The sequence below is a fragment of the Enterobacter sp. R4-368 genome (assembly GCF_000410515.1).
Classification (GTDB): Bacteria; Pseudomonadota; Gammaproteobacteria; order Enterobacterales; family Enterobacteriaceae; genus Kosakonia.
In genome coordinates, this window is sequence record NC_021500.1 from 3,434,982 (window position 1) to 3,450,895 (window position 15,914).

The 15,914-nt window shown below is 58.1% G+C and carries 18 protein-coding genes; 2 read left to right on the plus strand and 16 right to left on the minus strand.

The window, feature by feature from the left end:
- Window positions 1-31 precede the first annotated feature (31 nt).
- The 3 genes from H650_RS16085 to H650_RS16095 are packed head-to-tail and all read right to left on the minus strand — an operon-like array spanning window position 32 to window position 3,531.
- A complete protein-coding gene (locus H650_RS16085) occupies window positions 32-973 on the minus strand; it encodes an ABC transporter substrate-binding protein (protein ID WP_017459503.1) in 942 nt (313 codons plus the stop codon).
- 40 nt (window positions 974-1,013) lie between these two features.
- Window positions 1,014-2,015, minus strand: coding sequence for an ABC transporter permease subunit (locus H650_RS16090; RefSeq protein ID WP_020456177.1), 1,002 nt, complete (start codon window positions 2,013-2,015; stop codon window positions 1,014-1,016).
- Window positions 2,008-3,531: a sugar ABC transporter ATP-binding protein gene (locus tag H650_RS16095; RefSeq protein WP_020456178.1), complete on the minus strand. Its 1,524-nt coding sequence runs from the start codon at window positions 3,529-3,531 to the stop codon at window positions 2,008-2,010. Before H650_RS16095 ends, H650_RS16090 begins: the two co-directional genes overlap by 8 nt.
- A 124-nt stretch (window positions 3,532-3,655) precedes the next feature.
- Here H650_RS16095 and H650_RS16100 point away from each other — a divergent pair, with 124 nt between their 5' ends.
- Window positions 3,656-6,220, plus strand: coding sequence for an ATP-binding protein (locus tag H650_RS16100; RefSeq protein ID WP_020456179.1), 2,565 nt, complete (start codon window positions 3,656-3,658; stop codon window positions 6,218-6,220).
- 80 nt (window positions 6,221-6,300) lie between these two features.
- Window positions 6,301-6,612, plus strand: a complete 312-nt coding sequence (gene yjdP, locus H650_RS16105; protein ID WP_020456180.1) for a DDRRRQL repeat protein YjdP — start codon at window positions 6,301-6,303, stop codon at window positions 6,610-6,612.
- 5 nt (window positions 6,613-6,617) lie between these two features.
- Here yjdP and H650_RS16110 read toward each other — a convergent pair whose 3' ends face one another.
- The 13 genes from H650_RS16110 to H650_RS16170 all read right to left on the minus strand — a co-directional run bounded on the left by H650_RS16110 (window position 6,618) and on the right by H650_RS16170 (window position 15,841).
- A complete protein-coding gene (locus H650_RS16110; RefSeq protein ID WP_020456181.1) occupies window positions 6,618-6,953 on the minus strand; it encodes a low molecular weight protein tyrosine phosphatase family protein in 336 nt (111 codons plus the stop codon).
- A gap of 207 nt (window positions 6,954-7,160) precedes the next feature.
- Complete coding sequence (gene phnP, locus H650_RS16115) at window positions 7,161-7,919, minus strand: phosphonate metabolism protein PhnP (protein ID WP_020456182.1); 759 nt, start codon at window positions 7,917-7,919, stop codon at window positions 7,161-7,163.
- 60 nt (window positions 7,920-7,979) lie between these two features.
- The gene (gene phnN, locus H650_RS16120; protein WP_189660119.1) at window positions 7,980-8,531 is read right to left on the minus strand and encodes a ribose 1,5-bisphosphokinase; all 552 of its coding nucleotides are present in this window, start codon (window positions 8,529-8,531) and stop codon (window positions 7,980-7,982) included.
- Complete coding sequence (gene phnM / locus H650_RS16125) at window positions 8,528-9,664, minus strand: alpha-D-ribose 1-methylphosphonate 5-triphosphate diphosphatase (RefSeq protein ID WP_020456184.1); 1,137 nt, start codon at window positions 9,662-9,664, stop codon at window positions 8,528-8,530. The genes phnN and phnM overlap by 4 nt, the downstream gene beginning before the upstream one ends.
- Complete coding sequence (gene phnL / locus H650_RS16130) at window positions 9,661-10,347, minus strand: phosphonate C-P lyase system protein PhnL (protein ID WP_020456185.1); 687 nt, start codon at window positions 10,345-10,347, stop codon at window positions 9,661-9,663. Before phnL ends, phnM begins: the two co-directional genes overlap by 4 nt.
- Before the next feature lie 10 nt (window positions 10,348-10,357).
- Window positions 10,358-11,116 carry a phosphonate C-P lyase system protein PhnK gene (gene phnK / locus H650_RS16135; protein WP_020456186.1) on the minus strand — a complete coding sequence of 253 codons (759 nt, stop codon included), beginning with the start codon at window positions 11,114-11,116 and terminating at the stop codon, window positions 10,358-10,360.
- Complete coding sequence (locus H650_RS16140) at window positions 11,113-11,961, minus strand: alpha-D-ribose 1-methylphosphonate 5-phosphate C-P-lyase PhnJ (protein ID WP_020456187.1); 849 nt, start codon at window positions 11,959-11,961, stop codon at window positions 11,113-11,115. Before H650_RS16140 ends, phnK begins: the two co-directional genes overlap by 4 nt.
- Window positions 11,954-13,018: a carbon-phosphorus lyase complex subunit gene (locus tag H650_RS16145; protein WP_020456188.1), complete on the minus strand. Its 1,065-nt coding sequence runs from the start codon at window positions 13,016-13,018 to the stop codon at window positions 11,954-11,956. The genes H650_RS16140 and H650_RS16145 overlap by 8 nt, the downstream gene beginning before the upstream one ends.
- Window positions 13,018-13,602 (minus strand): phosphonate C-P lyase system protein PhnH, encoded by a 585-nt coding sequence (phnH, locus tag H650_RS16150; RefSeq protein WP_020456189.1) that lies wholly within the window; start codon window positions 13,600-13,602, stop codon window positions 13,018-13,020. Before phnH ends, H650_RS16145 begins: the two co-directional genes overlap by 1 nt.
- Window positions 13,599-14,051 (minus strand): phosphonate C-P lyase system protein PhnG, encoded by a 453-nt coding sequence (gene phnG / locus H650_RS16155; RefSeq protein WP_020456190.1) that lies wholly within the window; start codon window positions 14,049-14,051, stop codon window positions 13,599-13,601. Before phnG ends, phnH begins: the two co-directional genes overlap by 4 nt.
- Window positions 14,052-14,777 (minus strand): phosphonate metabolism transcriptional regulator PhnF, encoded by a 726-nt coding sequence (gene phnF / locus H650_RS16160; protein WP_044489777.1) that lies wholly within the window; start codon window positions 14,775-14,777, stop codon window positions 14,052-14,054. It abuts the gene before it with no gap.
- Window positions 14,778-14,965: 188 nt separating this feature from the next.
- Complete coding sequence (gene yjdN, locus H650_RS16165; RefSeq protein ID WP_020456192.1) at window positions 14,966-15,412, minus strand: VOC family metalloprotein YjdN; 447 nt, start codon at window positions 15,410-15,412, stop codon at window positions 14,966-14,968.
- A 93-nt stretch (window positions 15,413-15,505) separates the two neighbouring features.
- A complete protein-coding gene (locus H650_RS16170; protein WP_020456193.1) occupies window positions 15,506-15,841 on the minus strand; it encodes a zinc ribbon domain-containing protein YjdM in 336 nt (111 codons plus the stop codon).
- Between the last annotated feature and the right edge of the window lie 73 nt (window positions 15,842-15,914).

Below are 15,914 nucleotides of genomic sequence, written 5' to 3' on the forward strand. Positions count from 1 at the left end.
TCCCTCTCCCTGGCGGGAGAGGGATAAACCGTTATTTCACCGTCCAGCCTTTGTAACTGCCGACATTCTGTTTATCGATCATGGTCACCGGGATCAGCACCGGCGCTTTCGGCGCGGGTTTGCCTTGCAGGATGTCATAACCAATTTCCACCGCGCGGGCGGCCATCACTTGGGGATCCTGAGCCGGGGTGGCGACAAACAGCGAGTTCTTACGTTTCAGCGCCTCTTCACCGTCCGGGCTGCCGTCGACGCCAACGATAAAGAACTCGTTGCGTTGCGCCTGTTTAGCAGCCAGATCGGCACCGATCGCCGTCGGATCGTTAATCGCAAATACGCCGTCGATTTTCGGGTTAGCGGCAAGCAGTGAGGTCATCACTTCCAGCCCGCCTTCACGGCTGCCTTTGGCGTTCTGGTTATCGGAAAGCACCTTGATGTCCGGGTGGCGTTTAAACTCGGTCTGGCAACCCTCGACACGGTTCTGTACGGCGGAAACCGGCGGCCCGTTGATGATCACCACATTGCCTTTGCCTTTCAGACGATCGGTGATGTATTTACACGCCATTTCACCCGCCTGGGTGTTATCGGAGGTAATGGTGGCGTCAGCGCCTTCCGCCGCTACGTCAACCGCCACGACGACGATCCCGGCGTCTTTCGCCCGTTTCACCGCCGGGCCGATGCCTTTGGAGTCTGCGGCGTTGAGGATGATCATGTCGACTTTGGCGGCGATAAAGTTGTCAATCTGCGCCACTTGCTGACCGAGATCGTAGCCGCTGGAAACCAGCGTCACTTTGACCTTATCGCCCGCCAGTTTGCGCGCTTCCAGCTCCGCCCCCTTGGTGATTTGCACGAAGAAGGGGTTGGCCAGATCGCCCACCGTCACGCCGATGGACTTCAGTTCTTTGGCCTGCGCGAACGGGGCGCTGGCCAGCAGAGCACCCGCGCAGAGCGCAGTGACAAGAGGTTTAAGACGCATGCTGTAATCCTCGCTTATGTTGCTGTTTTGTAGGGTATTGTTATGCTGCCTGATGATGCCGGGTACGGTATTTGTCGATCAGCACCGCTATGATGATCACCGCCCCTTTGATCACCAATTGCCAGAAGTAGGAGACGCCCATCAGCGTCATCCCATTGTTTAAGGTGGCGATAATCAGCGCCCCCACCAGCGTACCGGTGATGGTGCCAATGCCGCCGACAAAGCTGGTACCGCCGAGGATCACCGCCGCGATGGCGTCCAGCTCATAGCCCATGCCGAGGTTGCCGTTGGCGCTGTATAAGCGCGAGGCGCTCATCACCCCGCCAAGACCGGAAAGCAACCCGCTCATGCCATAGACGAACAGCAACACCAGCCACACTTTGATGCCGGTCAGGCGTGCGGCCTGCATATTGCCGCCCACCGCGTAAATATGTACGCCAAGCGTGGTGCGGCGCAGGATAAACCAGCACACCACAATCACCGCCAGCGCGATCACCACCAGCCACGGCACCGGGCCAAGATAGTTATTGCCGATCCACTCAAAACTGATGTCGGAGTTAATCACTGTGGTGCCGTCAGCCAGCAGATAGGCCGCACCGCGCAGCGCGGTGTAAGTGCCGAGCGTGACGATAAACGGCGGCAACCCGGCGAACGCCACCAGCGCACCGTTAAACAGCCCCAGCACCAGGCCAAGCATCAGCGCCGCCGGCACCGACAGCATGGCGAGCTCCGGTGTCAACGACACCACCATTGCTGCCACTGCTGTAGTACCAAGGATCGACCCGACAGACAGGTCAATGCCGCCAGTCAGAATGATGAAGGTCATCCCTGCCGCCAGCACGATGTTGATCGACGCCTGGCGGGTGATATTCAGCAAATTGCTTTCGGTAAAGAAGTTCGGCGCGATAAAGCCAAACACGGCGACGATGAGGATCAAAATCGGCAGAATGCCGACCGTTTGCATCAGATCGCCCATTAACATTTTTTTGGCGGAGGCCGATTTGGCGACCTCGGTGGCTGTATTTTCTTTGTAATCAGTCATGGTGTACCGCCGGATGTAGGGATTCGTTAACGCCGGTCGCCAGCGTCATGATGTTTTCCTGGGTGATGTCGCCGTTGAGTAACTCACCGGCAATCTCGCCTTCGCGCATCACATACACGCGATCGCTCATGCCGACCACTTCCGGTAACTCACTGGAGATCATCAGGATCGCCACGCCTTTGCGCGCCATCTGGTTCATGATCCGGTAGATCTCGCTTTTCGCGCCGACATCGACGCCGCGCGTTGGCTCGTCGAGGATCAAAATGCGGGGGCCAATCGCCACCCAGCGCGAGATCAGCAGTTTCTGTTGGTTGCCGCCGGAAAGCCCGCCCGCCCGTACTTGCGCGTGCGGCACGCGGATGTTGAGCAACTTGATGGCATCATCGGAGATCGACTGCGCTTTTTTGCGATCGAGCATTCCCCAGGCGGCGTCGCGCTCAAGCGTCGCCATGGTGATGTTCTCCTGCGCCGCCAGTTCGAGAAACAGCCCTTGCTCTTTGCGGTTTTCGGTCAAAAAACCGATGCCCAAATCAATGGCGGCGCGCGGGGAGTGGATCACCACCGGTTCGCCATCCACTTCGATCATGCCGCCGGTGGCTTTACGCACGCCGAAGATCAACTGCGCCAGTTCCGATCGCCCCGCACCAACCAGCCCGGCGAGACCGACGATCTCCCCGGCGCGGACATGCAAGCTAACCGGCTGGATCTTTTCGTTATCCGTCAGGTGGTGAATGCTCAGACGTGGGCTGCCGAGCGGAATATCGCGCTCTTTGTTAAACAGATCGCTGAGTGGTCGCCCGACCATCATGCGCACCAGCTCGGAGGCGTTCAGTTTGTCGCGGGTCAGGCTGCCGACGTATTGCCCGTCGCGCAGCACGCTGACGCGATCGGAAAGCTCATACACTTCCGCCATGCGGTGGCTGATGTAGATAATCGCCATGCCTTGATCGCGCAGACGCAGGATCAGTTCGAACAGGCGGTGAGTTTCACGCGAAGAGAGGGCGGCGGTGGGTTCGTCCATTACCAGAATGCGGCTGTTGCGGTGCAATGCGCGGGCGATCTCCACCTGCTGTTGTTCGGCGATGGTTAACGTCATCACCCGGTCGGTGGCTTTGAAATTGGCGCCAAGGCGATCGATCACCGCCTGGGCTTGCGCGGCCATCTCTTTGCGCTGCACCAGTCCGCCACGGGCGATTTCGCTGCCGAGAAAGATGTTTTCAGCGACGGTAAGATTGGGCGCGAGCTGCATCTCCTGGTAAATCAAGGTGATGCCCGCCGCCAGCGCGTCTTTCGGGCCTTTGATACTGTAAGGCTGTCCATCAATCAGGATCTCGCCGCTGGTGGCGCTGTACGCCCCGGCAAGAATTTTCATTAACGTGCTTTTCCCCGCGCCGTTTTCCCCCATTAGCGCGTGGATCTCGCCGGGCCAGACCGTCAGGTCCACCCCTTTGAGCGCGTAAAACTTGCCAAACGCTTTGGCAATGTTGCGCATCTCCAGAACGGGCGTTGTGCTCATGTCAGGCTCCCCGGAAGGACGATATCCGCACTTCATCACACGTTCGTAAATGCACAATGTCAGAAGCTGTTCATATTTGTCATAGTGACGCCCATACCCGCGTTGAGCCTCTTATGGAGCCACTATGCCGTATCGCGCGAACCCGTTCTTTTCCAGCGCCCGTGGGCGGTTGCTGTTTTTCAATGTGTTAGTGGTGGCCGTGACCTTAATGGTGTGTGGCGTGGCGGTACTTGGCTTTCGCCATGCCAGCCAGATCCAGGAACAGGTGCAACAGCAGACGCTGGACGATATGACCGGCAGCATGAACCTGGCGCGCGATACCGCCAACGTTGCCACGGCGGCGGTGCGTTTATCGCAGGTGGTCGGCGCGCTGGAGTACAAAGGTGAAGCCGAGCGGCTGAAAGCAACGCAAAGTGCGCTACAACACTCGCTAAACCAGCTGGCGAACGCGCCGCTTGCGCAACTGGAGCCGCAACTGGTGGCGCAGATCACACGGCGCAGTCATGAGTTGCAGCAAAGCGTCACCGAGATGCTGCAACGCGGACAGCGCCGCCACCTGGAGCGTAATGCGCTGCTCAGCTCGCTCTACCAGAGCCAAAGTTATTTGCGTCATTTACAGGAGATAAATATGCGGGAAGGGGGAAATATCCCCGACAGCCGCCTGCTGGAAGAGATGGACCGGCTCATCATCGCCGCTATTCAAACGCCTTCCCCGCGCCCGACCATCAAGCAACTGTCTGAAGTGATGGAGACATTACCGCTGCAAAGCGCCAGCCCAACGGTGGCGTTTATCCTGCCCGATTTCAGCGCCGAGTTGCGCAAACTGGAGCCGCTGTCGCTGCAACTGGAAGAGAGCGATCTGGCGATTAGCTGGTCGATGTTTCACATCAAAGCGCTGGTGGCGCTGCTCAACAGCGACATTAACCAGTATGTCTCGGAAGTGGCGAACGCCTCTGAGCTGCGCACCACCCAGAGCCATCAGGAGATGCGATCCATCATTGCGTTTATCAGCGTTTTCGCCCTGCTGGCGCTGGTGATCACTGGCTTTGCCGGTTGGTATATCTACCGTAACCTGGGGTCTAATTTGACCGCGATTTCGCGCGCGATGTCACGGCTGGCGCACGGTGAAAAGGACGTTTCCGTACCGGGTTTGCAGCGGCGTGATGAGCTGGGCGAACTGGCTCGGGCGTTTAACGTCTTCGCCCGTAATACTGCTTCGCTTGAGCACACCTCAAAGCTACTGAAAGAGAAAAGTACGCAACTGGAAACCACGTTTCACGCCATGCGCGACGGCTTTGCCCTGTTTGATAACCAGGGCTGTCTGGTCGTGTGGAACCCGCAATATCCGCTGCTGCTGGGGTTAACTGCCGATGCGCTTCAGCGCGGCCAGCATTACCAGCGTTTGCTGCACCAGGTGAGTGATTTACCCAACCATGTGCAGGAGAATCTCGCCCGGGCGCTGCCAAAACCGCAAGAATTGCGGCTGGCGGATGACCGTACCATTGAGCTGCGCTTCAGCCCGGTGCCTGGGCGCGGAATGGTTAACGTAGTGCTGGACCGAACCGAACGTAAAGGGCTGGAAGCCGCATTGCTGCACAGCCAGAAGATGAAAGCGGTCGGGCAACTGACCGGTGGGCTGGCGCACGACTTTAACAACCTGCTGGCGGTGATCATCGGCAGCCTCGAACTGGTCGCGCCCGGTTCGCCGGATGCGCCACGTATTTCGCGGGCGCTGAAAGCCGCCGAGCGCGGGGCGTTACTCACGCAGCGCCTGCTGGCGTTTTCACGTAAGCAGTCGCTGCATCCGCACGCGGTAGAGATGCAGCCGCTGCTGGAAAACCTCGGCGAGCTGATGCGCCATTCCCTGCCGGCGACATTGACGCTGGAGATTGAGGCGCAGAACCCGGCGTGGCCCGCGTGGATCGATGTCGGACAACTGGAAAACGCCATCATCAACCTGGTGATGAACGCCCGCGATGCCATGGAAGGAGAGAGCGGCGTTATCAAAGTGCGCACCTGGAACCAGCGCGTGACCCGCAGCGACGGGCGCAAGCAGGATATGGTGGCGCTGGAAGTGGTGGATCACGGCTGCGGGATGTCGCAAGAGGTCAAAGCACAGGTATTTGAACCGTTCTTCACTACCAAGCAGACCGGCAGCGGCAGCGGGTTAGGGCTGTCGATGGTTTACGGTTTTGTCCGTCAGTCCGGCGGGCGGGTAGAGATCGAAAGCGCGCCAGGGCAGGGCACCACGGTGCGTTTGCAACTGCCACGCGCGGCGGTGCAGGTGGTCAATCATCCCGAACCCGATTTGGCGCAAACGCGTGATACCCGCGACACGCTGATTCTGGTGCTGGAAGATGAAGCGGATGTGCGCCAGACGCTGTGTGAACAGCTGCATGAGCTGGGGTATCTAACGCTGGAGGCCGAAAGCGGCGAGCAGGCGTTGCAACTACTGAGCGCATCGCCGGAGATTGGCGCGCTGATTAGTGACCTGATGTTGCCCGGTACGTTAAGCGGGGCGGAAGTGATTAACCTTGCGCGTCAGCACTATCCGCAACTGCCGCTGTTGCTGATAAGCGGCCAGGATCTGCGTCCGGCGCATAACCCTGCGCTGCCGGATGTCGAGCTGTTGCGCAAACCGTTTACCCGCGTACAACTCGCCCAGGCGCTGCGCCGCATTGCGGCGTAGTGGATTTGAGATTCCTCCGCTACCCGGCGCGCGCGTGGCTGAATTAACGTAAGCCTCGTCCCTATTTGAGGCTGGCCTTTATGAAACGTTACGCGAACGCGCTGGTGCTCGGCGCTCTCTTACTCAGTGGTCAGGTTGCCCACGCGGATGTGATTGATGATGCGATTGGTAATATCCAGCGGGCGATTGGCGAGGCGTATAACACAGATAGCCGCGATGACAGGCGCGATGACGACTACCAAAGCCGCGATCAGCGCAGGCAGTACGACGACCGTTATCAGCAGCTTGAGGATCGGCGTCGTCAACTGGATGACCGCCAGCGCCAGCTCGATCGCGAGCGGCGCCAGCTGGAAGATGAACAGCGCAGGCTGGAAGACGATGATTATCGCTAACGCGGCTACGCAGGGATGCGCAAACCTAAACGCGCCGGAACAACATCTTCCAGCAACGCGATCAGTTGCGGATCCATAAAGTGGTAATGGTCAGGAATATCCAGCACGTAAACCGGTTTATGCTGCACCAGGCGGCTGAAGTCTTCCAGAATCCGGCTCTTGTGATGTTCTTCCATGACGCAGATAACATCCGCCCAGGAGAGAATGGCGGGGGAGACGGTTTTTCTCGCCTGGCGCTGCGTGCCAGCGGAACGGGCATTTAGCCCCGGGTAGCGGCGAAAAACCTGCTCAGCCGTGGGGCTGCGCCACTGGTTTCGGCTACAAATAAAAAGCACATTCATGGCAAGCTCAATACTCTGTCAAAGCCGCGATGTGCTAATAACTGCCAGGTCACACGCGGGTAAGTAAGACCCCGTTGCGTTATGCGCAACAACTTTTTTTGCTTCGAGTCTGTACGCTTAATCCCTCAAACGACCTCTTTACAGGCTGCGTCTGCTTATTCCGCTTCCACCGGAAAAGATGCGACGAATATATCGGTATTATGCGGTCTAATCCAGCACAATCCGCATGCCATCATACCCTGCTTCAACCCCCGTCGGCAGCGGGTTTTTCATCATCCATTGATCAAAGACATGACTGATATGCGTTAGGATAACTCTTGGACAGCCAATCACCTCATTCAGGGCGATAACCGTGTTCAAATCGCTGTGATTTTTCGGCGTTTGCGCACGCGGTTCATAAGAACAATCTATCACCACCACTTGTGGATGATTATTGAGCAGAAACTTTAACGTCTTGTCCGGTAACCCGGCGGTATCAGACAGCCATGCCACCCGGCTGTGCGCCGATTCGAACAAATAGCCAAAGGTGAGTTTCGAATGGTTAAGCGGCAGTGGCGTCACCTGTAAACCTTGCAGGTCAAACACCACAAACGGTTCAACGGTATGGCTGAAATCAAGCAGGCCGGGGTGCTTAAACAGATCGTCGCAACCCTGTTCATCCGGTGGGCCATAGACCGGGATTTTCTCGCCCACGCCCCAGCGCAACGGAAACAGCCCTTGTACATGATCCATGTGATAGTGAGTAAGCAGGAACTGCTGAAAGTGACCGGCGGGAAAGGTATCCATCAGATCGGGGATACCGGCGTCGAGTAAGGTCACTGCGTCGTTAAACTTCACCACGGCGCTACAGGGTTTACGGCGATGGGTTTCATTCTGACGGGCACGGCGGCAGGCTGCACAGTCGCAACCAAAAACCGGCACCAGTTGTGCGCCGCCGGTGCCGGTGAGGGTGATTGTCAGGCTCATAGCGCCTCGCTTTAACGGTTGAGTCAACGTAACCGGCGCAGCAACGCTACGCCGACATCATTACGCGCTTTTCCCTTGTTGCGCACGAATCAGCATGACCAGTCCTTCTACTGACTGTAGCAAACTGCCATCGTTATTCAGTGTCAGGCAATTGCCTGGCTGGTAACGCGCCGCGCGCTCCAGCCGCGCTTCAATCTCTGCGGGGCTCTCCCGCCCGCGTTTTTCCAGGCGTTGGCGCAAAATGTCGGGCGATACCTGCACGTACACCGGCATCAGCGTGTCGCCATATTGCGCTTGCGCCTGTTGCAGATGCCCGCGCGAACCGTTTACCACCACATCAAACCCGGCCTGTAGCCAGAGGTCTATCTCTGCGCCAATGCCGTAATAAAAGTCGTTGGCATGCCAGCTCAGCGTAAACAGATGCTGCTCAGCACGGGTGAAAAACTCTTTTTCACTCAACGCGATATGGTTTTCGCTCCCGGCGCTGGCCGGGCGGGTAATGTAACGGTGCGCGACCAGTAATTGCGGATGCTCTCGCTGGCGCAGCGCCGCCAGTAGCGAGTCTTTGCCCGCTCCGGACGGCCCCATTAACCAGATCAGTCTGCCCATCAGAACACCCTTTTCCCCTCGCGCCAGACATGATCAATGCGTACGTGGTCGCCTTTGTGGTGCGCCAGCACCAGATCCGCCCGCTTCCCTTCGGCGATCACGCCGCGATCGTTAAGATTCAGCGCCTGTGCCGGGTTTTTGGTTACCAGGTGAACCGCTTTCTCCAGGCTGAAATCATTCTCTTCATCGCTGGCTACGCGAAACACCGCATCCAGCAGGCTGGCGGGGTAGTAGTCGGACGACAAAATATCCAGCATGCCAAGTTGCGCCAGCTTATGTGCCGCCACGTTGCCGGAGTGGGAACCGCCGCGCACGATATTGGGCGCGCCCATCAGCACGCTTAATCCATGGTCTCGTGAGGCTTCCGCCGCCGCGAAAGTGGTCGGGAATTCAGCAATCACGCTGCCTAGCTGGTGCGATTCGACAACATGCTCGTGCGTTGCGTCATCGTGGCTGGCTAGCGGCAGATTACGCGCATTGCATATCGCGGCGATGGCTAACCGGTTGGGCTGCGACCATTGTGCGGCGAGTGCCAGTTGCTCCTGCTCGAACTGATCCATCTGCTCATCGGTGAGGTGATATTTACCCTGATAATATTCACGATACTTCTCATAGCTGGCGTACTGGCGCTGTCCTGGCGAATGATCCATCAGCGACACCAGCGCGACCGGCTCGCGGCTAACCAGTTTTTCAAACAGCGGCAGAGTGGTGTGATGCGGCAGTTCGCAGCGTAGATGCAGGCGGTGCTCGGCGCGGTTCAACCCGCGCTTTTGCGAATCTTCCACGGCGTTGATCATCTTTTCCAGATTCTCCAGCCGGTCGCCGCCATCGCGCACATCGCCAATCGCTACCGCGTCCAGCACCGTTGTTATCCCGCTGGCGACCATCAGCGCGTCGTGGCTGCTCATCGCGGAATGGGCGGGCCAGTCCACTTTCGGCCGCGGGGTGAAGAACTTATCCAGGTTATCCGTATGCAGTTCAATAAGCCCAGGCATCAGCCAGCCGCCGTCGCCATCATGCGCGCCGGGCTGGCGGCTTTGGGTTTCGGCAAAAGCACGAATTACGCCGTCACGAACTTCCAGCGAGCCGCTGATCACCTCATCTTCGAGGATCAGTTTTACATTGTTGATTATCATGCGGAGATCCCCATCGGGTAGAGGCGGTCGGCGACATGTTCGCGCACGGCGCCATCGTGAAAGATGCCGACAATCGCTGCGCCGCGCGCTTTCGCCTGCGCGATCAGTTCAACGACAGCGGCGCTGTTTTTCTCATCCAGCGAAGCGGTAGGTTCATCGAGCAGCAAAATCGGGTAGTCGACAATAAACCCGCGCGCGATATTAACGCGCTGCTGTTCACCGCCGGAAAAGGTGGCGGGAGCGAGATGCCACAAGCGTTCCGGTACATTCAGCCGGGTGAGCAGTTCACCCGCTTTTTGCGCGCACTGTTCGCGGGCAATGCCCTGTTCCAGCAGCGGTTGCATTACCACATCCAGCGCGCTAACGCGGGGAATAACGCGTAAAAACTGGCTCACCCAGCCAATGGTGTGGCGGCGCACTTCCAGCACTTTACGCGCCGGAGCCTGCACCAGATCCACCCATTCATCGCCGTGTTTGACATGAATATGTCCGGCGTCGGGCAGGTAGTTGGCGTACAGCGAACGCAGCAGGGTCGATTTCCCGCTGCCGGAATGGCCATGCAGCACCACACATTCACCGGCCCCGACACTGAGCGATGTTTCGCGCAGCACCGGCAGGCGCACGCCGTTTTGGTGATGCAGAACGAAGGTCTTGCTGACATTTTCCACACGCAAAACAGTCATCATCCACTCCTTAATTTTGCAATACCGAGGAGACCAGCAATTGGGTGTAAGGGTGGTGCGGATCGTCGAGCACCCGATCGGTTAACCCACTTTCCACCACCTGACCTTGTTTCATCACCAGCAAGCGGTTCGCCAGCAGCCGCGCAACGCCCAAATCATGGGTCACCATCACCACGGCAAGGTTCATCTCCACCACCAGGCCGCGCAGCAGGTCGAGCAAACGCGCCTGTACGGAAACATCCAGCCCGCCGGTAGGCTCATCCATAAACACCAGTTTCGGGCGGGTGACTAGGTTACGGGCAATTTGCAGCCGCTGCTGCATGCCGCCGGAAAAAGTGGTAGGCAAATCGTCGATGCGTGACGGCGGGATCTCGACATCGCTGAGCCACTGCTCAGCGCGGGCACGGATATCGCCGTAATGCCGCGCCCCGGTTGCCATCAGACGTTCGCCGATATTGCCGCCAGCGGAAACCTGGCGGCGCAGGCCATCGAGCGGATGCTGATGGACCACGCCCCACTCGGTGCGCAGCAGGCGACGGCGTTCGGCTTCGCTCATTGCGTAGAGGTCGCGCGCCTGGTACGTAATGGTGCCGTGCTGAGGCACCAGGCGCGCCGAAATGGCATTCAGCAGCGTGGTTTTGCCAGAGCCAGATTCACCGACAATGCCCAGCACTTCGCCCGGCCACAAATCGAAAGAGACGTCCTGAAAGCCCTTGCCTGGCGCATAAAGATGGGAAAGGTGAGTCACCGAAAGCAGCGGTTGGGTCATTTGCGTAAAGCCTCGCTCTGTTGGCGGCAGAAATCGGTGTCGGAGCAAACGAACATGCGCGTGCCGGTATCATCCAGCACCACTTCATCCAGGTAACTATGGGTGGAACCACAAATGGCACACGGCTGATCCCACTTTTGCGGCGCGAAGGGGTAATCCTCAAAATCGAGGCTCACCACCTGCGTATAGGGCGGCACGGCGTAGATGCGTTTTTCACGCCCGGCGCCAAACAGTTGCAGGGCGGGCATCATGTGCATTTTCGGGTTATCGAACGCCGGGATTGGCGACGGGTCCATCACGTAGCGGGCGTTCACTTTTACCGGCCATGCGTAGCGGGTAGTGAAGTTGCCAAAACGGGCAATATCTTCGTACAACTTCACCTGCATCACGCCGTACTCTTCCAGTGCGTGCATGGTGCGGGTTTCCGTCTCGCGTGGCTCGATAAAGCGCAGCGGTTCCGGGATCGGCACCTGGTAAATCAGAATTTGATCTTCTTTGAGCGGCGTTTCGGGAATGCGATGACGCGTCTGAATCAGCGTGGCGTCGGCGGTGCGTTCGGTGGTTTCCACGCCGGTAACGCGGGTAAAGAACTGGCGGATGGAGACGGCGTTGGTGGTATCGTCCGCGCCCTGGTCGATCACTTTCAGCACGTCATCTTCGCCGATCACGCTGGCGGTGATCTGGATGCCGCCGGTGCCCCAGCCATAGGGCATCGGCATTTCGCGCCCGCCAAACGGCACCTGATAACCGGGGATCGCCACTGCTTTCAGCAGCGCGCGGCGGATCATGCGTTTGGTTTGCTCATCAAGGAAAGCAAAGTTGTAACCGGTTAGCGCGTTAGCCACGATGTTTCTCCTTTTGCAGCTGTCTGAGCAAATCCAGTTCGGCCTGGAAATCAACGTAGTGGGGGAGTTTCAGATGCGAGACAAAACCTGCGGCTTCGACGTTATCCGCGTGCGCCAGCACAAACTCTTCGTCCTGCGCCGGGCTTTTAATCGGCTCGCCGTAGTCGGCGGCTTGCAGGGCGCGGTCGACCAGCGCCATCGCCATCGCTTTGCGTTCGCTCATGCCGAACACCAGCCCGTAGCCGCGGGTAAAGTGTGGCGGCTCATCATGCGGTGCGACAAAGCCATTGACTATTTCGCATTCGGTTATCAGCAGTTCGCCGATGTTGACCGCAAAACCCAGCTCTTCCGGCACAATTTCCACATCGATATACCCGCTGCGGATCTCACCGGCGAACGGGTGATTGCGCCCGTAACCGCGCTGAGTGGAATAGGCGAGCGCCAGCAAGTAACCCTCATCGCCGCGCGCCAGTTGCTGCAAACGTGAAGCGCGCGAACAGGGGTAAACCGGGGGATTGCGGGTAATGTCGTCCGGGGTTGCGCCGCTATCTTCTTCGGCTTTTGCCAGCCCTTCGTTGACCAGCAAACTGAAAACGTGCGGTGCGGCGTCCTGCTGCGCTTCGCGCGTGGTGAGCGTCGGCGTTTCGCCTTCGGCGAGCAGGGTGAAATCGAGCAGGCGGTGGGTGTAATCGTGCGTGGGGCCAAGCAACTGGCCGCCGGGAATATCTTTGTAAACCGCCGAGATACGGCGTTCTAAACGCATTTTCGCGCTGTCGATGGGTTCGCTCACCGCCAGGCGCGGCAGCGTGGTGCGGTAAGCGCGCAGCAGAAAAATGGCTTCGACGTTATCGCCGCTCGCCTGTTTTAACGCCAGCGCCGCCAGTTCCCGATCGGCAATGCCGCCTTCGGTCATCACGCGGTCGACCGCGAGGTGCAACTGGTCGGCGATTTGTGCAACGCTCAGCTCCGAAAGCTCCGCGTCGCCACGGCGTTTATGCTCCTGCAGTGCGTGGGCTGCGGCGATGGCCTTTTCGCCCCCCTTGACAGCAACGTACATCAGTACACCTCCACCAGCGTGGTTCTCGGTATCGCCAGCGCGCGTTCGCCGCAGGTCAGGATCACGTCGATGCCTGTCGGAAACGAGTGCGGGCGGTCGGTAAACTCATCGGTAATGCACTCCGGCAACTGCGGGGCAACCATGCGTTCTTCCAGAATGCCAGGCCCGGTCAGGCGCAGCATGCGCCCGCCGCTCAGTGCCGGGAGCTGTAAAATCAGGGTCGCGCTGCTTTCCGGGCTGATATACGTGCCGCCTGGCAGGGCGCTCAGTTGCTCGGCGCTGAGGGTGTGATCGGCAATGGCGAACAGCGAGTGTTGCGGTTGATCGACCAGCGGCGCGTTGGTGTGAAAGCGCAGGTTCTGACGCACGAGGTCGTTATCCACGGCGGCGGAAAGCCAAATCGGTGTGTCGTTATCGGCAAGCGTCAGCAATACGCTGGTGGTGGCCGGGTTGAGCGGCGGCCAGCCATGTTTTAACTGCGGCAGCGAGACAATCACACCCGGCTCGCTCATGGCTTTTAACAGACGGCGAAAACAGTGTTGGGCATCGTGAACCGCCGACGCGAAAGCGGGTTGTAAGGTCATGCGTTATCTCCGCGAACCAGCGTAAAGAAGTCGACCCGGCTGGCGTTGATTTCGGCCTGACGCGCAGTAAGTCGCGCGGCGCGGTCCGTTTCCAGCGGGGTAATAAGGGTTTCCATCAACGTCTGGAAATAGGAAGGGTCCTGCAACAGCGCATCACACACGGCGCAACGTTCGGCGTGGCCTTTATCGCGCCCGAGCACCCAGCTGAAACCGAGCGTGCCGCATTCCAGGCGAATAACCGCGCGCGTTAATGTTGCATCGCCGGGAAAGAAACGATCGCCGGTCGCGCCCATGCGTGCCTGGATCTGCACCAGGCCTGTCTGCGGGGCGCGCACCTGTTCATATTCCGGGGTGAGTCCGAGCGTGCGCATTCGGCCGCGCAGCATCTCCGGCGTGGCGTGCGCGAGTGCGGCCATCCAGCGCTGTCGGGTTGGCGTATCAAAATGCATTCAGTGCTCCATGGTGAATTCGATCATGTCGGCGCGCGTCAGGCTGACGGAGTATTCCGTGGCGTTGACCTCGCCTTCACGATGGTTGAGGGTGCGCACGCAGAGCAGCGGCGCCATATTGGGGATCTCCAGCCAGCGGCTCTCTTTAACTTGTGCGCGACGGGCGCTGATGCGCGTCTGGGTGCGTTTCAGGCTGACCCCGGCCTGTTCACGTAAAAAGTCATGCAGCGAACCGCTGTCAAACTGTTGCAGCAGCGGCCATAACTGCAGATCGGAGAAATAGTGATCGATAAGGCACAGCGCCACGCCATTCACCCGACGGCGAGTGCGCAGGTGAATCACGTTGTCGCCCTCCTGGATGCCTAATGCATCGGCGACGTGTTGCGACGCCGGACGCAGCACCGCCAGCAGGCGTTCGCTGGTGGGATGGCTGCCTTGATCGAGCAGGTTTTGGCTAAAGCGCGCCTGTGCATTGAGGGGGTAGTCGAACGGGCGCATTAGCACCATCACGCCAACGCCCTGGCGGCGCTGTACCCAGCCTTTTTCCACCAGTTGATCGATCGCGCGGCGCAGTGTGTGGCGGTTAACCTCAAAGCGCGTGGCCAGTTGTTGTTCTGCAGGCAGCCAGTCACCGCAGCGATAGTTGCTGCGCAGTTCCTGCTCTAACCTTGCGGCGATTTCCTGATAGCGCGTGGGGTAGCTGGTCGGATGTCTGGACAAGTGCATGCTCATAGTAGCTCCGCGGGCCAGGTAAAAAGTGGTCTTATCGTGAAGTGCAAATGTTGCATTTTGGTTATGCGGTGATTGCGCGGGGATGAATCTTGGCAAACGGGGAGAAGCCGTATGGCGGTATGAAAATGAAAAAGGAGCCGCTGGCTCCTTTTTCAATAAAGATATCAAGTTACATGAAGAGATTAAGCGGCGGGCGGTGCTTTGGCGACATTCACCATCCAGGGAATGCCGAATTTATCAGTCACCATGCCAAAACCGTGCGCCCAGAATGTCTCCTGCCACGGCATGGTGACGCGCCCGTCGGCGGCAAGCGCGTCGAACCAGGCTTTGCCTTGATCGACATCCTGTGTGGCGAGACTTAAGGTAAAACCGCTGTAATCCCCGCTGTTTTGCCTGCCGTCGCTCATCATGATTTCGCTACCGGCAATGCGTAAATTCGCATGGGCAATATCGTTATCGGCAAAAGCCTGACCCGCAGCGCAGCTTTCATCGCTATTGCTCTCTTGCGGAGATTTAGGCATTTCACCAAATGTTATCTTGTAGGTTAATTCGGCATGGAGTGCCTGTTGGTAAAACTCGATGGCCTGCTGGCACTGGCCAGAAAAAGAGATGTAGGGACTGAGCGGCATAATCATTACCTCGGGTAACGAAATCTGCCATAAAGTGTAGTCGCTGCGGGAAAAAGTAAACCAGACGGGAAGCGAATGCTTCCCGTCAAAACATCAATTCTTTTTAACAAATTCAGATTTGAGTTTCATTGGACCAAAACCGTCGATTTTACAATCGATATTATGATCGCCTTCCACCAGACGAATATTTTTTACCCTGGTGCCAATCTTCAGCATTGAAGAACTGCCTTTTACTTTCAAGTCTTTAATTATGGTGACGGTATCACCATCGGCTAAAAGATTGCCGTTAGCATCTTTGACGATTAATTCATCTGCATCGTGAGCAGGTTCCGCATCGTTCCACTCGTGGGCGCATTCCGGGCAAATGAACATGCCATTATCTTCATAGGTGTATTCGGAATTACATTTTGGGCAGTGGGGGAGTTGCATAGGGAGTTCCTCAAAAGTACATACAGAGCGGGGTAAACCGCACAAAGGCTCAGCGCCAGAAAGGCTGCGATTA

Coding starts and splice junctions, on each gene's coding strand:
- phnP (WP_020456182.1), bottom strand. CDS start 7,919: ATGAGCCTGACAATCACCCTCACCGGCACCGGCGGCGCACAACTGGTG.
- H650_RS16095 (WP_020456178.1), bottom strand. CDS start 3,531: ATGAGCACAACGCCCGTTCTGGAGATGCGCAACATTGCCAAAGCGTTT.
- phnM (WP_020456184.1), bottom strand. CDS start 9,664: ATGATAATCAACAATGTAAAACTGATCCTCGAAGATGAGGTGATCAGC.
- yjdP (WP_020456180.1), top strand. CDS start 6,301: ATGAAACGTTACGCGAACGCGCTGGTGCTCGGCGCTCTCTTACTCAGT.
- H650_RS16085 (WP_017459503.1), bottom strand. CDS start 973: ATGCGTCTTAAACCTCTTGTCACTGCGCTCTGCGCGGGTGCTCTGCTG.
- H650_RS16145 (WP_020456188.1), bottom strand. CDS start 13,018: ATGTACGTTGCTGTCAAGGGGGGCGAAAAGGCCATCGCCGCAGCCCAC.
- yjdN (WP_020456192.1), bottom strand. CDS start 15,412: ATGCCGCTCAGTCCCTACATCTCTTTTTCTGGCCAGTGCCAGCAGGCC.
- phnG (WP_020456190.1), bottom strand. CDS start 14,051: ATGCATTTTGATACGCCAACCCGACAGCGCTGGATGGCCGCACTCGCG.
- H650_RS16090 (WP_020456177.1), bottom strand. CDS start 2,015: ATGACTGATTACAAAGAAAATACAGCCACCGAGGTCGCCAAATCGGCC.
- H650_RS16100 (WP_020456179.1), top strand. CDS start 3,656: ATGCCGTATCGCGCGAACCCGTTCTTTTCCAGCGCCCGTGGGCGGTTG.
- phnF (WP_044489777.1), bottom strand. CDS start 14,777: ATGCACTTGTCCAGACATCCGACCAGCTACCCCACGCGCTATCAGGAA.
- H650_RS16110 (WP_020456181.1), bottom strand. CDS start 6,953: ATGAATGTGCTTTTTATTTGTAGCCGAAACCAGTGGCGCAGCCCCACG.
- H650_RS16170 (WP_020456193.1), bottom strand. CDS start 15,841: ATGCAACTCCCCCACTGCCCAAAATGTAATTCCGAATACACCTATGAA.
- phnL (WP_020456185.1), bottom strand. CDS start 10,347: ATGACTGTTTTGCGTGTGGAAAATGTCAGCAAGACCTTCGTTCTGCAT.
- phnH (WP_020456189.1), bottom strand. CDS start 13,602: ATGACCTTACAACCCGCTTTCGCGTCGGCGGTTCACGATGCCCAACAC.
- phnK (WP_020456186.1), bottom strand. CDS start 11,116: ATGACCCAACCGCTGCTTTCGGTGACTCACCTTTCCCATCTTTATGCG.